Annotated in this window: 12 protein-coding genes; 8 read left to right on the top strand and 4 right to left on the bottom strand. The window is 68.1% G+C overall.

Going from position 1 to position 16,611, the window contains the following annotated elements:
* Nucleotides 1–2 precede the first annotated feature (2 nt).
* Nucleotides 3–902 (bottom strand): AraC family transcriptional regulator, encoded by a 900-nt coding sequence (locus H4F99_RS02200; protein ID WP_182668066.1) that lies wholly within the window; start codon nt 900–902, stop codon nt 3–5.
* 360 nt (nt 903–1,262) lie between these two features.
* Here H4F99_RS02200 and H4F99_RS02195 point away from each other — a divergent pair, with 360 nt between their 5' ends.
* The 3 genes from H4F99_RS02195 (at nt 1,263) to H4F99_RS02185 (ending at nt 4,209) form a co-directional block, all read left to right on the top strand.
* Nucleotides 1,263–2,324 carry a (R)-mandelonitrile lyase gene (locus tag H4F99_RS02195; RefSeq protein ID WP_182668065.1) on the top strand — a complete coding sequence of 354 codons (1,062 nt, stop codon included), beginning with the start codon at nt 1,263–1,265 and terminating at the stop codon, nt 2,322–2,324.
* A gap of 54 nt (nt 2,325–2,378) precedes the next feature.
* Nucleotides 2,379–3,542, top strand: a complete 1,164-nt coding sequence (locus H4F99_RS02190) for an NAD(P)-dependent alcohol dehydrogenase (RefSeq protein WP_182668064.1) — start codon at nt 2,379–2,381, stop codon at nt 3,540–3,542.
* Between the two features lie 220 nt (nt 3,543–3,762).
* On the top strand, nt 3,763–4,209 hold the full coding sequence (locus H4F99_RS02185; RefSeq protein WP_182668063.1) for a BLUF domain-containing protein: 447 nt from the start codon (nt 3,763–3,765) through the stop codon (nt 4,207–4,209).
* A 902-nt stretch (nt 4,210–5,111) separates the two neighbouring features.
* On the opposite strand, the gene H4F99_RS02180 is transcribed toward H4F99_RS02185, so the two are convergent.
* Together H4F99_RS02180 and H4F99_RS02175 are read right to left on the bottom strand one after the other, a co-directional pair.
* A complete protein-coding gene (locus tag H4F99_RS02180) occupies nt 5,112–7,160 on the bottom strand; it encodes a glycoside hydrolase family 97 protein (RefSeq protein WP_182668062.1) in 2,049 nt (682 codons plus the stop codon).
* A 73-nt stretch (nt 7,161–7,233) separates the two neighbouring features.
* Nucleotides 7,234–8,862, bottom strand: a complete 1,629-nt coding sequence (locus H4F99_RS02175) for an alpha-glucosidase family protein (protein ID WP_182668061.1) — start codon at nt 8,860–8,862, stop codon at nt 7,234–7,236.
* A 247-nt stretch (nt 8,863–9,109) separates the two neighbouring features.
* Between H4F99_RS02175 and H4F99_RS02170 the strand changes: the two genes are divergently transcribed.
* Both H4F99_RS02170 and H4F99_RS02165 read left to right on the top strand, forming a co-directional pair.
* On the top strand, nt 9,110–10,648 hold the full coding sequence (locus tag H4F99_RS02170; protein ID WP_182668060.1) for an MFS transporter: 1,539 nt from the start codon (nt 9,110–9,112) through the stop codon (nt 10,646–10,648).
* On the top strand, nt 10,645–12,393 hold the full coding sequence (locus tag H4F99_RS02165; RefSeq protein WP_182668059.1) for an alpha-amylase family glycosyl hydrolase: 1,749 nt from the start codon (nt 10,645–10,647) through the stop codon (nt 12,391–12,393). The genes H4F99_RS02170 and H4F99_RS02165 overlap by 4 nt, the downstream gene beginning before the upstream one ends.
* A gap of 96 nt (nt 12,394–12,489) precedes the next feature.
* On the opposite strand, the gene H4F99_RS02160 is transcribed toward H4F99_RS02165, so the two are convergent.
* Nucleotides 12,490–13,521 (bottom strand): LacI family DNA-binding transcriptional regulator, encoded by a 1,032-nt coding sequence (locus H4F99_RS02160; protein ID WP_182668058.1) that lies wholly within the window; start codon nt 13,519–13,521, stop codon nt 12,490–12,492.
* Between the two features lie 238 nt (nt 13,522–13,759).
* On the opposite strand from H4F99_RS02160, the gene glnA reads away from it, so the two are divergent.
* The 3 genes from glnA (at nt 13,760) to H4F99_RS02145 (ending at nt 16,556) form a co-directional block, all read left to right on the top strand.
* Complete coding sequence (gene glnA, locus H4F99_RS02155) at nt 13,760–15,169, top strand: type I glutamate--ammonia ligase (protein WP_182668057.1); 1,410 nt, start codon at nt 13,760–13,762, stop codon at nt 15,167–15,169.
* 258 nt (nt 15,170–15,427) lie between these two features.
* On the top strand, nt 15,428–16,171 hold the full coding sequence (locus tag H4F99_RS02150; protein ID WP_182668056.1) for a TorF family putative porin: 744 nt from the start codon (nt 15,428–15,430) through the stop codon (nt 16,169–16,171).
* Nucleotides 16,172–16,217: 46 nt separating this feature from the next.
* Nucleotides 16,218–16,556, top strand: a complete 339-nt coding sequence (locus H4F99_RS02145; protein WP_182668055.1) for a P-II family nitrogen regulator — start codon at nt 16,218–16,220, stop codon at nt 16,554–16,556.
* Nucleotides 16,557–16,611 lie beyond the last annotated feature (55 nt).

Below are 16,611 nucleotides of genomic sequence, written 5' to 3'. Positions count from 1 at the left end.
GATCAGGCCGGCATCTCACCAAGCTTCTTGATGTCGCGCATGGGCGGCGCGCCGAAGTGGCGACTGTACTCGCGACTGAACTGCGAGGGACTTTCGTAGCCGACCTTGAAAGCAGCGTCGGCAGCATCGATGCGTTCGGTCAGCATCAGCCTCCTCGCCTCGTTGAGCCGGATCCGCTTCTGGAACTGGAGCGGACTCAACGCAGTGATCGCCCTGAAGTGCGCGTGGAAGGCGGATACGCTGAGTCCAGCGCGGCTGGCCAGGTCCTCGACCCTGACGGGTTTTGAGTAGTTGGATTTCAGCCAGTCGATGGAACGGGAGACCTGGTACCCATGGTTGCCCACCGTGCCGATGCGCCGCAGGAGCTCGCCCTGCTCTCCCGTGAGGAGCCGATAGAATATCTCCTGCTTGACCAGCGGTGCCAGCATGGGGATGTCACCGGGGGCATCCATCAGGTCGATCAGGCGGTTGAACGCATCGAGTAGCGCGGAGGGCACCTTGCTGACGGCAATCCCGAGGGGGTGCCCCGGCGTGCGGCGGGCGGGCATGTCGCCGGAGACCATCAGCCGTGCGATCAGTTCCAGGTCGAGTTCGAGCGTCAGGCCGACATAGGGCATGTCCCGGCTTGCCTCCAGGATCTGCGAGACGACAGGCAGGTCAACGGCGGTGATCAGGAAATGCTCGGCGTCGTAAACGTAGGTGCCCTCGCCGAGGAGCAGGCGCTTTCGCCCCTGCCCAATCAGGCAGATGCTCGGGGCCAGCATGTAGCTCGTGGGCTCGGTTGGCGTGTCCCAGCGATGGAAGACCAGGCCCGGGATGGACGTGTCGAGCCGGTTCAGGTCCCGGGTCCAGCGGGCGATGCGGTCCCCGAGGCTCGAGGGAGGGAAGGTGGGCGTGTTCATGTCCAAGGTGCCGGGCTCTCATTCGTATGAACAGGATCAGGCAATAAGCGTGCAGGCATCCTGATGCGATCGGATCGGGAAACTTCACATTCCATACACGCCATGATCGTATCCGATGGGGGCGACGTGGGGCGACCCGTCCTGGCGACTTTCCATCCTGATAGGAATAGGCAATATCCGAGGACGATCGTTCTAGCCGGCCCGGTGAGAGGCTCGGTAACGTGGCGGGGCAGGACCCAAGACCCAGGACCGTCAGGAGCCCCTCGCATGAAGCCGGTCGCCCCACGTTTCCACTTTGCCCTTCTAGTGGCATGCGCCCTGGCCACCGCCCCCGTCCAGCCCGTCCCCGCGGAGACACCCATGCAGACGTTGTACGCCCTCGATACGCAGCAGGTCGCCCGGGGATCCGATGAGTACTTCACCGGGGACGTCCAGGTCAGGATGCTGTTCCCGCCCACCGACCACACCTCGTTTTCCGGCGCCTACGTCACGTTCCAGCCGGGGGCGAGGACGGCATGGCACCAGCACCCTGCCGGACAACACATGATCGTGACGGACGGTACGGCCCTGACCGGCACGCGGGATGGCCGCGTGATCACGGCCGGCGAAGGGGAGGTGGTGTGGTGTCCGCCCGGCATCGACCACTGGCACGGCGCGACCGCGCAAGCCGCCATGACGCATCTCGTCATCACCGGGAGTCGCGATGGCGAGAATGTCGAATGGAAGGAGAAGGTGACTGACGATGCCTACCGTGCCGGCCAGCCGTCCACGGTGACCGAATCGTCGGTCCAGCGGCTTCCTGCCAAGACCCGTGCGATCGTCCCCATCGCGGCCTTCACTGCCCAAGGCGACATGGCAGCCCTCGGGGCCGCGATCGATGCAGGCCTCGATGCAGGGTTGACCGTCAATGAAATCAAGGAAGTCCAGATCCATCTTTACGCGTATGCCGGATTCCCGCGAGCGCTCAACGGTGTCGCCACCCTGATGCGGATCGTCGGGGAAAGGAAGGCCGCGGGCCGGACTGACCCCGCCGGACCCGAGGCCGGACCGCTCCCCGCTGGCGGCGACAACCTCGAAACGGGCAAGGCCGTGCAAACGCGGCTGGTCGGCCAGCCCGTCGCCGGTCCTCTCTTCGACTTCGCGCCCGGGATCAATGAACTCCTGCAGCGTCATCTCTTCGGGGATCTGTTCGCGCGCGGCGTCATCGACGACCAGGCGCGTGAGCTCACGACCGTATCGGCCCTGGCCAGCATGGAGGGCGTCGAGCCGCAGCTCGAATCGCACGTCGCGATGTCCTTCAACGTCGGCCTCTCGCATGCGCAGCTGGCCGATGTCGCGGCGGCGCTGGCCGAGAGCGTGGGCGCCATCGAGGCAGGGCGGTTGGCTGCCGTGCTCGCATCCCCTCCACCCACGCCAGGGTAAGGCCAGGCCGCGCGTCGCCACCGCTTGCCTTCCATCCATCCAGTACAGACCGCCATGTCCGATATCCACGATTCCAGCCGCCGCGAGTTCATCAGCACCTCCGCCCTGGCCGGCGGTAGCCTGCTACTGGGCGGATCAATGAACCTTTTCGCGGCAACCCGCTCAGCGGAAAACATCAAGTCGAGGGGCTATGCCGCCATCGATACCTCGGGCGCGCTGGTGCCCTGGGATTTCGAGCGCCGCCCGGTCGGCGATGACGATGTCCTCATCGATATCAAGTACGCGAGCATCTGCCATTCCGACATCCACCAGATGAAGGGGCATTGGGGGCCGCAGAAGTACCCGCAGGTGCCGGGCCACGAGATCGTGGGCGTCGTGGCCGCCATCGGCCGCAACGTCACCCGTTTCAAGGTGGGCGACCGCGCGGGCGTCGGCTGCATGGTGGACAGCGACCCGTCCTGCCCCAGCTACCGGGATGGCGAGGAGCAGTACTGTGCCAGCACGGTGTTTACCTATGGCTATCCGCAGCCCAGTTCCCCAACCGGGATCTCGCAGGGGGGGTATTCCACCAACATCGTGGTCAACGAGCATTTCGTCGTCCACATCCCCGGGCACATCAGCTTCCAGGAAGCGGCACCCTTGCTGTGCGCGGGCATCACCACCTATTCGCCCCTGATGAGATTCAACCTCGAGGCGGGTGACAAGGTGGGCGTCGCCGGCATCGGTGGCCTGGGCCACATGGCGGTCAAGATCGCTGTGTCGAAAGGAGCCGAGGTCTATGCGTTCACGACGTCGCCCGAAAAGGTGCCGGACATCCTGGCCTTCGGCGCGAAGGAGGCCATTGTCGTGGATGACCTGGAGAAACTTGCACCGCTTGCGGGCCAGCTCGACTACATGATCAGCACTATTCCGGTGCAGTTCGACGTTGCGGCCTACGCATCGGTCGTCAAACCGTATGGCACGTTCACCCAGGTCGGCATGCCGGAGCGGTTCGAGGTCACCCTGAGTGCGATCGGCCTCGCGGCGAACCGGGTGAACTTCAACGCGTCTCTGATCGGCGGCATGAAAGAGACCCAGGAGGTCGTCGATTACTGTGCCGACAACCGGGTGCTCCCGAAGATCCAGGTGATCCGTGCGGAGCAGATCAACGACGCCTGGACCAGCGTCGTCGACAAGAAGGCCCGCTATCGCTACGTCATCGATGCAGCGACGTTCTGATCCGATGACGGAACGGGCGGGCGCCTGCTGCGATCAAGCCGGTCCGAGGTGTCCGCTGCGCTGATTCCCGGGCCCGTTCGAAATGTTCTCCCGCGACGCTCGATCCCCGGTCGCGTTCCCTCGCAACCGGGAGGGCGTATCCTAGAAGCGAAGCTCCCTGCCCCGACCGCCCGCGGGCCTCACGGCAGGTTGCCCCCGTTACACGCCCGAGGACGCACGCATGGCTGATCTTTTCGCGCTGACCTATGTCAGCGAAACCGCCCGCGACCTGCGCCCGGACGAGATCGACGCGCTCCTGCTCGATGCCCGCGCGTTCAATGCCTCGGTGGGCGTGACCGGCGCCCTGTTCCACGGCGACGACCGCTTCTTCCAGCTCATCGAGGGACGGCAGGACGACGTACTGCAGGTGCTGGAGCGGATCCGCCGGGCCCGTGCCCACCACCGCATCGAGGTCCTGTCGCAGGGCCCGGTCGCCGCCCGCTTCTTCGCGACCTGGCACATGGGCTTCGTCCGCCCGCCCGCCACCGCGGTGCAGGCCCTCGCCCAGCTCGAATGGGAAGACGCCATCCCGTATACGCGCCAGGATGCCGAAGCCTCGCCCGGCATCAGCCAGTTGCTCTACCACTGGAACCGCTGGGCCGCCGACATGCTGCCCGTCGCGACCTGAGGGGCCGGGCAGGACGCACGCCCGGGACGGGGCCGGCACCGGCGCCCGCCGACTCCGATCCACGCGCGCCCCTGCAACGCGAACGGGGTTCTGGGGCGCGATCGCGACGCGTTTTGCTCCGCCGACGGCGCTCCGGGCTGCGCTGGCGGTGAAATTCTGTCCACGCGCGATGCCTCCCTGCTCCAGCGATGGCGAACATGTGTCCACGCGCGGCGCCCACGTGCTCCGGTAATGGTGAACACGTGTCCATTCACGGCGTCCGGAGGCGCGCGGGTGGACAAATCATGTCCATCCACGGAGCACTTGAGCTCCGTGAGTGGTGAAACTTTGTCCGCGGACGCGCGTGGGAAGGCCGCGAATGGACAAAAGAGCGTCATTCGGGGCAGTCGGGGCCGCGTAGGCGGAGCGGAAGGGCGGTCGTGCCGGGGCGCCGAGGATGCCGGCATCCGGTGCCCTCGGGGGCGAATGTCCCCCGGCCTCGGCCAAGCCGAGGCCTCCTCCTTGATTTCGCCCCCAAGGGCACCGGACGCCGGCATTGCCGGGAGTCAAGGGTGGGGTGGTGCGGTCACCGTCCGCCGTCCGCCGTCCGCCGTCCACCGGCAGCCGACAGTCACAGCGATCCCGGGCGTCCGGGGACTGTTCCTGAGTGCCATCCAACCCCATGACCCGACGGCGTCGGGGTGGCCCGGTAGCCTCCGGGGCGAAATAAAGGAGGAGGCCGCGCAGGCGGCCGGGGGACATTCGCCCCGGAGGCTACCGGGTTACCCCGGCGCTCCCTCACCCACCGACGGCTACGGCGCGCGCAACCCACCCCGAGGGGTACGCGTCGCCCTCACGCTCTGGACGGACGATGCACCAAAAAAAACCTGCCCCCCGAACCGAGCGGAAAGCGGGTTGGACCCTCAACGCGCGACGAACCGGATCGCCTGCCCACCGCCGGCCGCCAGCCGGAGCGTCAGCACGTCCGCGCTGGTGACCTCGCGCTCCTCGCGCACGAACGACGACGCGTTGTCGCGCCAGTGTGCATCGTCGCCATCGCGGTAGACCTGCGCCGTATAGGTGCGGCCCGGTTCCAGGAAGGACAGCGGCACCTGCAGCAGGCGGCCGTGTTCGTCGGTGATGCTGCCCAGGTACCAGTCCGCGCTGTTGCGGTCCTGGCGTGCGAAGGTCACGAAATCGCCGACCTCGCCGTTGAGCACGCGGGTGTCGGCCCAGTCCGCCGGCACGTCCTCGATGAAGCGCAAGGCCTCGCGGTGCCTCGCGTAGTTCTCGGGCAGGTCGGCGACCATCTGCACCGGGCTGTACAGCACCACGTACAGCGCCAGCTGCTTGGCCAGCGTGGTCTGGATCGCCTGGCCGCGGCCCTGCAGGCTCAGGATGCCCGGCGTGTAGTCCATCGGCCCCGACAGCATGCGGGTGAACACCAGGTTGGCCTCGTGCTCCGGCGGATTGGTCGGGTTGCCCCAGGCGCCGTACTCCATGCCGCGCGCCCCCTCGCGCGAGACCCAGTTCGGCCAGGTCCGGCGCAGGCCGGTGTCCTTGATCGGCTCGTGCGCGTTGATCGCCACCCGGTGCCGCGCCGCGGCTTCCAGCACGCGCTGGTGGTGGTTCGCGTTCCACTGCCCGTCGTGCCATTCGCGGACGACGCGACCATCCTCGAGTCGCCGCTCGATCTGGCCGGCATCGCAGACATAGCCGGTCTTGACCACGTCGATGCCGAGCCGTTCGTCGAGCGCGAAGGCCGCGTCCATCTGGTCCTCGTAATGGCTGACCGCGCAGCCGGTCTCGTGGTGGCCGATCAGGTGCACGCCCTTGCTCGTGGCGTAGGCCGACAGGGCTTCGATGTCGAAGTCGGGCGTCGCGCGGGTGAAGTCGAAATCGTAGCCGTTGCCGAACCACTGGCCGTCCCAGCCCGGGTTCCAGCCTTCGACCAGCACGCCGCGGAAGCCGTGCTCGGCGGCGAAGTCGATGTAGCGCTTCGTGTTCGCCGTGGTGGCGCCATGCTTGCGCCCCGTCGCCCAGGTCTCGGTTTCCAGGTGCAGCGACCACCAGATGCCGACGTACTTGGCCGGCTTGAACCAGCTGACGTCGCCGAGCCGGTTGGGCTCGTTGAGGTTGAGGATCAGGTCGGAGGACGCGTACAGCGAGGCGGCGCTGTCGGCGATCTGCAGGGTGCGCCACGGGGTGTGGAAGGGCAGCGCGCGGCGCACCTTCCAGCCTTCGGAGGCGGGCGCGAGCTGCGCGCGGAAGCGCTGGCCCTCGGTGCGGCGCAGCCACATGCCGGCGTAGTCGACCAGCGCGGCCTCGTGGAAGGCGATATGCAGGCCGCCGTCCGTGCGCAGCGTCATCGGCGTGTGCGCCTGGGTGACCTGGTCGAGCGGCGTGCGCTGGTACAGGTACTCGTAGCGGTTCCACTCGCCGGCGGGGATCCACCACGCGGTCGCCGGGTCGTGTACGACGAACTCGGTCAGCTCGTCGTCGATGATCGCTTCGGCCAGTCCGTCCTGTTCCGGAAACTCGTAGCGGAAGCCCAGGCCGTCGTCGAACACGCGCACCACCACGTCGAAGCGACGCCCGGGCGCGATCGTCTCGGTGAACGACGCACGCAGTTCATTGTGGTGGTCGCGGACGAAGCGGCGTTCGCCCCAGGGCTGCTCCCAGGTGCGGTCAGCGCTGTTCGTGGCAGTGGACGCCAGTGCCAGGTTGCGCTCGAGCGTGCCGCTGTCGCGCAGACGGAACCCGAGCCGCGAGTCGTCGATCACCGGTTCGCCGAAGCGCTGCACGCGGTAGGACAGGCGGCCTTCGCCACTGAGGTCGAGTTCCACCGCCAGCACCTGGCCGGGGGATTCCACCCGCGCCACCGTGGCGGCCTGCGCGGTGCAGGCGACCAACGCCAGCAGGGCGACGAGGGGCGCCAGGGCGGTGCGGGCGCGGCAGGCGGGGTCGGGCATGGCGTTGATCCGGTGGAGGGCGTGGACGTGCGGGGGCGGCGTACCGGCCCCGCGTGCGACGGCAGGCGCGCGGCTACAGCCGGGCGAAGAAACTGCCGCGCCCGGGCAAGCGGATCCCGTCGCCGGAAAGCACGCCGGCGAGCAGGCCGTGATCGTCGAGCGCGACCGGCGTCGCGCCGGTGTCACGCAGCTCGGCGGGCAGGCGCCAGTCGACCGGGGTGGCGGACAGATTGAAGGCCACCAGCAGGCGCGTGTCGCCATGGTGGCGGAGGAAGGCGAGCACCGGTTCGTGGCTGTCGAGGAAGCGGATGTCGCCGTGCACCAGCGCTGGCTGGGCCTTGCGCCAGCGCAGGAAGCGGCGCGTGGCCTGCAGCACCGAGCCGCCGTCGGCTTCCTGCGCCTGGATGCTGCGCAGGCGGTGGTCGTCGGGGATCGGCAGCCACGGGGTGGCGTCGGAGAAGCCGGCCAGCGGCGCGTCGGTCCACGGCAGCGGCGTGCGGCAGCCGTCGCGGCCCTTGAAGTTCGGCCAGAACGAAATGCCGTAGGGATCGCGCAGCGCCTCGAACGGCACCTCCGCTTCCGGCAGGCCCAGCTCTTCGCCCTGGTACAGGCACACCGAGCCGCGCAGCGAACAGACCAGCGCGACCAGCTGCGCGGCCAGGGTGTCGGAGGCGTCGTCGCCGCCCCAGCGCGAGACCGCGCGTTCGACGTCGTGGTTGGAGATCGCCCAGCACGGCCAGCCGTGCGGCATCTTCGCCTCCAGGTTCTCGACCGTGCCGCGGATGTAGTCGACGCTGAAGTCCTCGGTCAGCAGCTCGAAGCTGTAGCCCATGTGCAGGCGCGTGTCGCCGACGTACTCGGCCATCGTCGCCAGCGAGTCCTCGGAGGAGAACTCGCCCAGCGCGGCGACGTCCTCGTAGCGGTCCATCAGCGCGCGCAGGCGTTCCATGAACTCCAGCGTCTCCGGCTGGGTGTTGTTGTAGTAGTGGTACTGGTAGGCGTACGGATTGTCCGCGCTGAAGCCGCGGCCCACCCGCAGGTGCGGCGGCTTGGGCGGGTTGTCGCGCAGTTGCACGTCGTGGTAGCAGAAATTGATCGCGTCCAGGCGCAGGCCGTCGACGCCGCGGTCCAGCCAGAACGCGACGTTGTCGAGCGTCGCCTCGCGCACCGCCGCGCAGTGGAAGTTGAGGTCCGGCTGCGAGGTCAGGAAGTTGTGCAGGTAGTACTGTTCGCGCCGCGGCTCCCACTGCCAGGCCACGCCGCCGAACAGCGACAGCCAGTTGTTCGGCGGGGTGCCGTCCTCGCGCGGGTCGGCCCAGACGTACCAGTCGGCCTTGTCGTTGTCGCGGTCCTGGCGGCTCTGCTGGAACCACGCGTGCTCCGCCGAGGTGTGGCTGAGCACCTGGTCGATCATCACCTTGATGCCGAGCGAATGCGCCTTCGCGAGCAGGCGGTCGAAGTCGTCCAGCGTGCCGAACAGCGGGTCGACGTCGCGGTAGTCGGCGATGTCGTAGCCGAAGTCGGCCATCGGCGACCTGAAGAACGGGGAAATCCAGATGGCGTCCACGCCGAGGCGGGCGATGTAGTCGAGCTTGCCGGTGATGCCCGGCAGGTCGCCCACGCCATCGCCATTGGTGTCGAGGAAGCTGCGCGGGTAGATCTGGTAGATCACCGCGCCATGCCACCAGGAAGCCATGTTCATTCCGGTCCCCACGCTGTCCTTTCCGGGAGGCCACTATTCCACGGGACACGCCCCTTGCGATGCGCGATCCGGCCCGTGCGGGCGTGAATACGTTTGCACGACGCCATGCTGCACTGCGATGCGCCACTAGGATGCGGCCGTGGCTTTGCCAGCCTTGGCGGCAGGCCGTTCCATGCGTCGGGTCCCGGGGAGGGATGCGTCCGCATCGATACCTGCCGTGCACGCGCACGGCCCAACGGACGACCGCATGACCTCGACTTCGCCGCCCCCCGCCCGCAAGCCGGAACTCAGCTTCTGGCAGATCTGGAACATGTGTTTCGGCTTCCTCGGCATCCAGTTCGGCTTCGCCCTGCAGAACGCCAACGCCAGCCGCATTTTCCAGACGCTGGGCGCGGAGATGGACCAGATCCCGATGCTGTGGATCGCCGCGCCGCTCACCGGGCTGATCGTGCAGCCCATCGTCGGCTACCTGTCCGACCGCACGTGGACCGGCCTGGGACGCAGGCGTCCCTACTTCCTCATCGGTGCGGTGCTGTCCACGCTGGCCCTGTTCGTGATGCCGAACTCGCCTGCCCTGTGGATCGCCGCGGGCACGCTGTGGATCCTCGATGCGTCCATCAACATCTCGATGGAGCCATTCCGCGCGTTCGTCGGCGACCAGCTGCCGGTGCGCCAGCGCGCCAGCGGCTACGCGATGCAGAGCTTCTTCATCGGCGTTGGCGCGGTGGTGGCGAGCCTGCTGCCCTTCATCCTGGAACAGCTTGGCGTCGCGAACACCGCGGCGCCGGGCGAAGTGCCGCCCACGGTGCGCTACGCGTTCTATGCCGGCGGCGTGGTGCTGCTGCTTGCGGTCGGCTGGACGATCGTCAGCACGCGCGAGTATCCGCCGGAGCGCCTGTCGGCCTGGGACGAGGCGCCGCCGATCGAGCGACGCCCGCTCGATGTCGAGCGCACGCGGCGGCTGGGCCTCGGCTGGCTGCTCGCCGGTCTTGCCGGCGTGGTGGCCATCGCACTCGCTTCACTGGATCGGCAGCTGTACCTGCTGGCCGGCGGTCTGGCGGTGTATGGCGCGCTGCTGCTGATCGTTGCCGCGCGCACCGGTCGTGACGCCGCGCTGGGCGGCTTCATGACCGTGATGACCGACCTGCAGCAGATGCCGGTCGCGATGCGCCAGCTCGCGGTGGTGCAGTTCTTCTCGTGGTTCGCGCTGTTCGCGATGTGGATCTACACCACCGGTGCGGTCACCGAAGTGCATTTCGGCAGTACCGATACCGCTTCCGCGGCCTACAACGCGGGTGCCAACTGGGTGGGCGTGCTGTTCGCCGCCTATAACGGCTTCGCCGCGCTGGCGGCGATCGTGATCCCGCTGATGGTGCGGTGGTGGGGCCTGCGGACCAGCCACCTCGTCAACCTCGCGCTCGGCGGGCTGGGCCTGCTGTCCTTCCTGGGGTTCCGCGATCCGCACTGGCTGCTGCTGTCGATGGTCGGCGTGGGTTTCGCCTGGGCATCGATCCTGTCGCTGCCCTACGCGATGCTGTCGGACAGCCTGCCGGCGGCCAAGATGGGTGTGTACATGGGCATCTTCAACTTCTTCATCGTGATCCCGCAGCTGGTCGCGGCGAGCCTGCTGGGCTTCCTGCTGAAGCAGTTCCTCGGCAACGCACCGGTCAACGCGCTGGCGATCGGCGGCATCAGCCTGCTGGTCGCGGGCCTGTGCGTGATGCGCGTGCGCGAGCCCGCCGATCGCGTCCGGCCCCTCGACGCTGCCGCGGAGGCCGCCCGATGATCCGCGGCATTCCCCTCGTACTGGCGGCGCTGGCCACGGCCCTGCTCGCCGCCTGTGCAACGACGCCACGCGCCGGCATCGGTGCCGGGAACGACGCGACGCTGCCGCCCGCCACGCTGCGCCCGTCGTACTACGGCACGCTGGAGCCGTTCGCGTCGGACGCGGTCTACTTCGTGATGACCGACCGTTTCGTCAACGGCGATCCGGGCAACGACCAGCGCGGGCAGGGCGGCGCCGATCCGGCGCTGCATACCTTCGACCGGCCGGTGCCCGGTCCAAAGGCCAACGGCGCCAACATCGGCTACCTCGGCGGCGACTTCCGCGGCCTGCTCGACAACGCCGGTTACATCGCCGACATGGGGTTCGGCGCGGTCTGGCTCACGCCGATCGTCGACAATCCCGACGAGGCATTCACCGGCGGCGACCCGATCGGGTCCGACGCGTTCTTCAAGGATCGCGGCAAGACCGGCTACCACGGCTACTGGGGCGTGGATTTCTTCCGCCTCGACGAACACCTGCCCAGCCCCGGCCTGGATTTCGCCGCGCTCACTGACGGCCTCCGGGCGCAGGGGCTCAAGACCGTGCTCGACATCGTCGTCAACCACGGTTCGCCGTCCTTCACCATGCCGGTGGACCAGCCGAAGTTCGGCGAGATCCACGACGTCGACGGCCGCCTGATCGCCGACCACCAGAACCTCGCGCCGGCGGAACTCGACCCGGCGAACAACCCGCTGCACCGCTTCTTCCACACCGAGCCCGACCTGGCCCAACTGTCGAACAACGACGACACGAATCCCGCCGTCCTCGACTATTTCTGCCGGGCCTATTCGCAGTGGATCGACCAGGGCGCGGCGGCGTTCCGCATCGACACCATCCGCCACGTGCCGCTGACATTCTGGAAACGGTTCAGCGATTGCATCCGCGCGGACCATCCCGGGTTCTTCATGTTCGGCGAGGCCTTCGACCACGAGGCCGGGAACATCGCGCCGTTCACCTGGGCCGACAACGGCGCGGTCAGCGTGCTGGATTTCCCGCTCAAGGAGCGCATCGCCGACGTGTTCGGCCGCCCGCGCCTCGGCTATGGGCGCATCGCCGAGCGGCTGTACCTGGTCGACGGGCCCTACGCGAACCCGTACGAGCTGATGACCTTCTACGACAACCACGACATGCCGCGGATGGACGCGAGCGATGAAGGCTTCATCGACGCGCACAACTTCCTGTTCACCGCGCGCGGCATCCCGGTCGTCTACCAGGGCTCGGAAGTGGGCTTCATGCGCGGTGCCGCCGAGCACGAAGGCAACCGCAACTATTTCGGGCAGGCGCGGATCGACGCCGCGCCCGGGAACCCGATCCACGACGCCCTGCAGCGCATCGCGCGGGTGCGCGCGTCGACGCCGGCGCTGCAGCGGGGCTTGCAGCTGGACGTCGAGATGCAGGGCGACCGCGCCGTGTTCTACCGCGTCCTGCAGGACGGCGACGTTGCCCAGCTCGCGCTGGTGCTGCTGAACAAGGGCGACGCGCCGGCGACGTTCGAGGTCTCGCGCTGGCTGCAGGCCGGCGAGTGGCGGGCGGCGCTGTCCGGGGAGGTCCGTGCGATCGACGCGGGCGGCACCCTGGTCGACACGGTGCCGGCGCATGGGGTGGCGGTGTGGCGGCTTGATGCCCCGGTGCGCCGCGAGGACCTCCGGCGGGCCCTCGACGCCGCGATGGCCGGCCGGCTCGGCGGACCGGAGCCCGGACCCTAGCCCGGACCCTGGGCCGGGGCGGGGGCTGCACACGCCCCCAGACGACATGCGCCCGAGCCTCCGGGGCGCGAAACGCCCCGGGACGGCGCAGGCGGGTCAGTCGGCGCCGCTGGAGCGCCTGACCACCAGCGTGGCGGGCAGGGTGGTGCTCTCCACCGCTTCGCCGCGGATCTGCGCCAGCAGCGATTCCACCAGCAGCGTGCCGGCCCGGGAGGTGTCCTGGTAGACCGTGGTCAGTGCCGGCTGGGCGAAGCGCGCCATCGGGATGTCGTCGAAGCCGGCGACCGCGATGCGGCCGGGCACGTCCTGCCCAGCCTCGGCCAGCGCCCGCAGCGCGCCGATCGCGATCAGGTCGCTGGCGGCGAACACGGCATCGAAGGGCAGGCCACGCGCGAGCAGGGTGCGCGCGGCGGCGTGGCCGGCTTCTTCCGAACTGACCGCGTCGACCTGCAGGCCCGCGTCCATCGCGAGGCCGCGTTTCGCCAGGGCCGCGTCGCAGCCGCGGTAGCGGTCGAAGAACTCCGGGTAGTGGCTGGAGGCATCGCCGAGGAAGGCGATCCGGCGGCGCCCGAGCGAGGCGAGATGCTCGCCGACCAGTTGGCCGCCGTGGTGGTTGTCGCAGCCGATGGACACGCCGGGCTGGCCCGGCAGCACCGCACCCCAGCGCACGAAGCGGGTGCCCTGCTCCACCAGCGCTTCGAGCTTTCCGCGATAGGCGAGGTAGTCGCCGTAGCCGAGCAGGATCAGCCCGTCGGCCTTCATGGTGTCCTCGTAGTCGGCATGCCAGTCGTCGGACAGCTGCTGGAACGACACCAGCAGGTCGTAACCGGCCCGCGCGCAGGCGCGGGTGATCGAGCCGAGCATCGACAGGAAGAACGGGTTGATGTGCGAGTCGTCCGGCGTCGGGTCCTCGAACAGCAGCAGGGCCAGCGTGCGCGAGCTCTGGGTGCGCAGGCTGGAGGCGTGGCGGTCGACCTTGTAGTTGAGCTCGCGCACGGCCGCTTCCACCCGCTTGCGGGTGTCGGCGTTGACCAGGGGGCTGCCGCTGAGCACGCGCGAGACCGTGGCCTGCGAGACGCCGGCACGGTGCGCGATGTCGATGGAGGTGACCTTGGACCTGCGGGCCATCCGGACCGTCCCCTGGCTGTGGTGGGGGACAGTGTATCGAGTGCCGCGCGGGTCCCGGCGGGACGCCGGCGCGCACCAATATGGTGCGTCGCCGTGGCGAACCCGCACCGTTCCCGTGCGCTGCGTGGTTGCGGACGACACCGTTCCCTTTCGGATCAAGGGGTTGCGCGCGTCATCGGGTTGGCACGGGGCTTGCGATAGTGTGGATATCCAACCCACCCGCAAGGTTCGAAATCCAATGTCGCTCGAGAACGTCGAAAAGCTCATCCGGGACCACAAGGTCGAATTCGTCGACCTGCGCTTCGCCGACATGAGGGGCGTGCAGCATCACGTCACCTATCCGAAGTCGATCGTCGACGCCGCACTGTTCGAGGACGGCAAGATGTTCGACGGCTCGTCGATCACCGGATGGAAGGGCATCAACGAGTCCGACATGGTGCTGCTGCCCGATGCCAGCACCGCCTACCTCGACCCGTTCACCGCCGATCCCACCCTGGTCCTGACCTGCGACATCCTCGACCCGGCCACCATGCAGGCGTATTCGCGCGACCCGCGCGGCGTCGCCAAGCGCGCCGAGGCCTACCTGAAGGCCAGCGGCATCGCCGAGGAAGCCTTCTTCGGTCCCGAGCCCGAGTTCTTCATCTTCGACTCGGTGCGCTACGGCAACGAGATGGGCCACACCTTCTTCCACATCGACTCGGAAGAGGCGCACTGGAACTCCGCCAAGGAGTACGAGGGCGGCAACAGCGGCTACCGTCCGGGCGTGAAGGGCGGCTACTTCCCGGTGGCCCCGGTGGATTCGCTGCACGACATCCGCGCCGAGATGTGCAAGACCCTGGAGCAGGTCGGCATCGAGGTCGAGGTGCACCACCATGAAGTCGCGAACGCCGGCCAGTGCGAGATCGGCACCAAGTTCAACTCGCTGGTCAAGAAGGCCGACGAGCTGCTGATGCTCAAGTACATCGTCAAGAACGTCGCCTTCCGCAACGGCAAGACCGCGACCTTCATGCCCAAGCCGATCGTCGGCGACAACGGCAGCGGCATGCACGTGCACCAGTCGCTGGCGAAGGACGGCAAGAACCTGTTCTCGGGCGACGGTTACGGCGGCCTGAGCCAGCTGGCCCTGTGGTACATCGGCGGCGTGTTCAAGCACGCGCGCGCGATCAACGCGTTCACCAACGCCAGCACCAACAGCTACAAGCGCCTGGTGCCGGGCTTCGAAGCGCCGGTGATGCTGGCCTACTCGGCGCGCAACCGCTCGGCGAGCTGCCGCATCCCGTTCGTGTCCAACCCCAAGGCGCGCCGCATCGAGTTCCGCTTCCCGGATCCGGTGCAGTCGGGCTACCTGACCTTCGCCGCGCTGATGATGGCCGGCCTGGACGGCATCAAGAACCAGATCGACCCGGGCGAGCCGAGCGACAAGGACCTGTACGACCTGCCGCCGGAGGAAGAGAAGAACATCCCGACCGTGTGCCACAGCCTCGACCAGGCCCTGGACGCGCTCGACAAGGATCGCGACTTCCTGAAGGCCGGCGGCGTGTTCGACGACGACTTCATCGACGGCTACATCGCGATGAAGATGAAGGAGGTCACCCAGTTCCGCGCGGCGACCCACCCGCTCGAGTACCAGCTGTACTACGCCAACTGATCCAACCCGCACGGCCGCATCACTGATGCGGCCGTGTCGTTTGCGGGGGCGGTGAACCGGACGCAGACCCGGTCCCGCCACCGGTCGCGGGCCGCGGGGGCGGCCGCATCCACCGACAACCAGGAGGACGAAAAACGACGGGCCAGGTCCGTCGCGGGCCCGTGCGGCCCGGAGAAAGCGCACGGCGCGCAGACCGCCGGCGCATGCGAACGAAGCAATGACCACGGGAGGGGCCACCGCTTATGAGGAGCCCGCGTCATGTCGTCCAGCATCAACAACAAGAAAGCACGTGGTTCGATCCGCAAGGGGAAGGCGCCGGCCGCCATCGTGGCGCTGCTGGTCGCGATGGGCATGGGCCAGGCCCATGCCGGGGAGTGGTCGGGGTCGGTGACGCTGACCAGCGATTACCTGTTCCGGGGCATCACGCAGACCAACGAGGAGCCGGCCCTGCAGGGCGGCATCGAGTACGCGACCGACGGCGGGTTCTACGTCGGCGGCTGGGGCAGCAGCATCAGCTGGCTGTCGGATTCCGATCCGGACATCTCCAGCCAGGTCGAGCTGGACGGCTACCTCGGGTTCCGCGGGGACTTCGGCGACAGCGGCTTCGGCTGGGACGTCGGTGCCATCTACTACTGGTACCCCGGCGACTATCCGTCCGGCTTCAACAGCGCGGATACCACCGAGGTCTACTTCGGGCTCGGCTGGTCGTTCCTGTCGGCCAAGTACTCCTACGCGGTCACCGACCTGTTCGGCATCCCGGATTCGGATGGCAGCAGTGCGCTCGACCTCGGCGCGAGCTGGGAATTCGTGCCGAGCTGGACCTTCGACGCCGCGGTCGGCAAGCAGTGGGTCGAGAACGTCGATGGCGGCGACTACGCCTACTGGAAGCTCGGCGTCGGCAAGGCGTTCGAGAACGGCTTCGACATCGCGGTCGCCTACAACGACGAGGACCTGATCGGCCCGGACGCCACCTGGACCTTCGCGCTCACCAAATCGTTCTGACACCCACCTTCACCGGCAGCGGGGGCTGCCGCCACGGAGCATGTGAATGAAACTGATCACCGCCATCATCCGGCCGTTCAAGCTCGACGAGGTGCGCGAAGCGCTCACCGAAGTCGGCGTGTCCGGCATCACCGTCACCGAGGTCAAGGGCTTCGGTCGGCAGAAGGGGCATACCGAGCTTTACCGCGGCGCCGAGTACGTCGTCGACTTCCTGCCCAAGCTCAAAGTTGAGTGCGCCGTCCCGGACAGCCTGCTCGATGCCGCGCTCGAAGCGGTGCAGGCCGGCGCGCGCACCGGCAAGGTCGGCGACGGCAAGGTCTTCGTCAGCCACCTCGAGGCGACCATCCGCATCCGCACCGGGGAGATCGACGATGACGCACTTTGATTCCGACACGAGGCACGCGATGAACACGCTCGATGCAGCCACCCCGTCCCGTCGT

Origin of the sequence: Marilutibacter penaei, from assembly GCF_014145395.1 — a bacterium.
GTDB classification, from domain to species: Bacteria; Pseudomonadota; Gammaproteobacteria; order Xanthomonadales; family Xanthomonadaceae; genus Marilutibacter; species Marilutibacter penaei.
The sequence above is the reverse complement of the archived record's forward strand: the minus strand, read 5'-3'. Positions and strand labels throughout refer to the sequence as shown.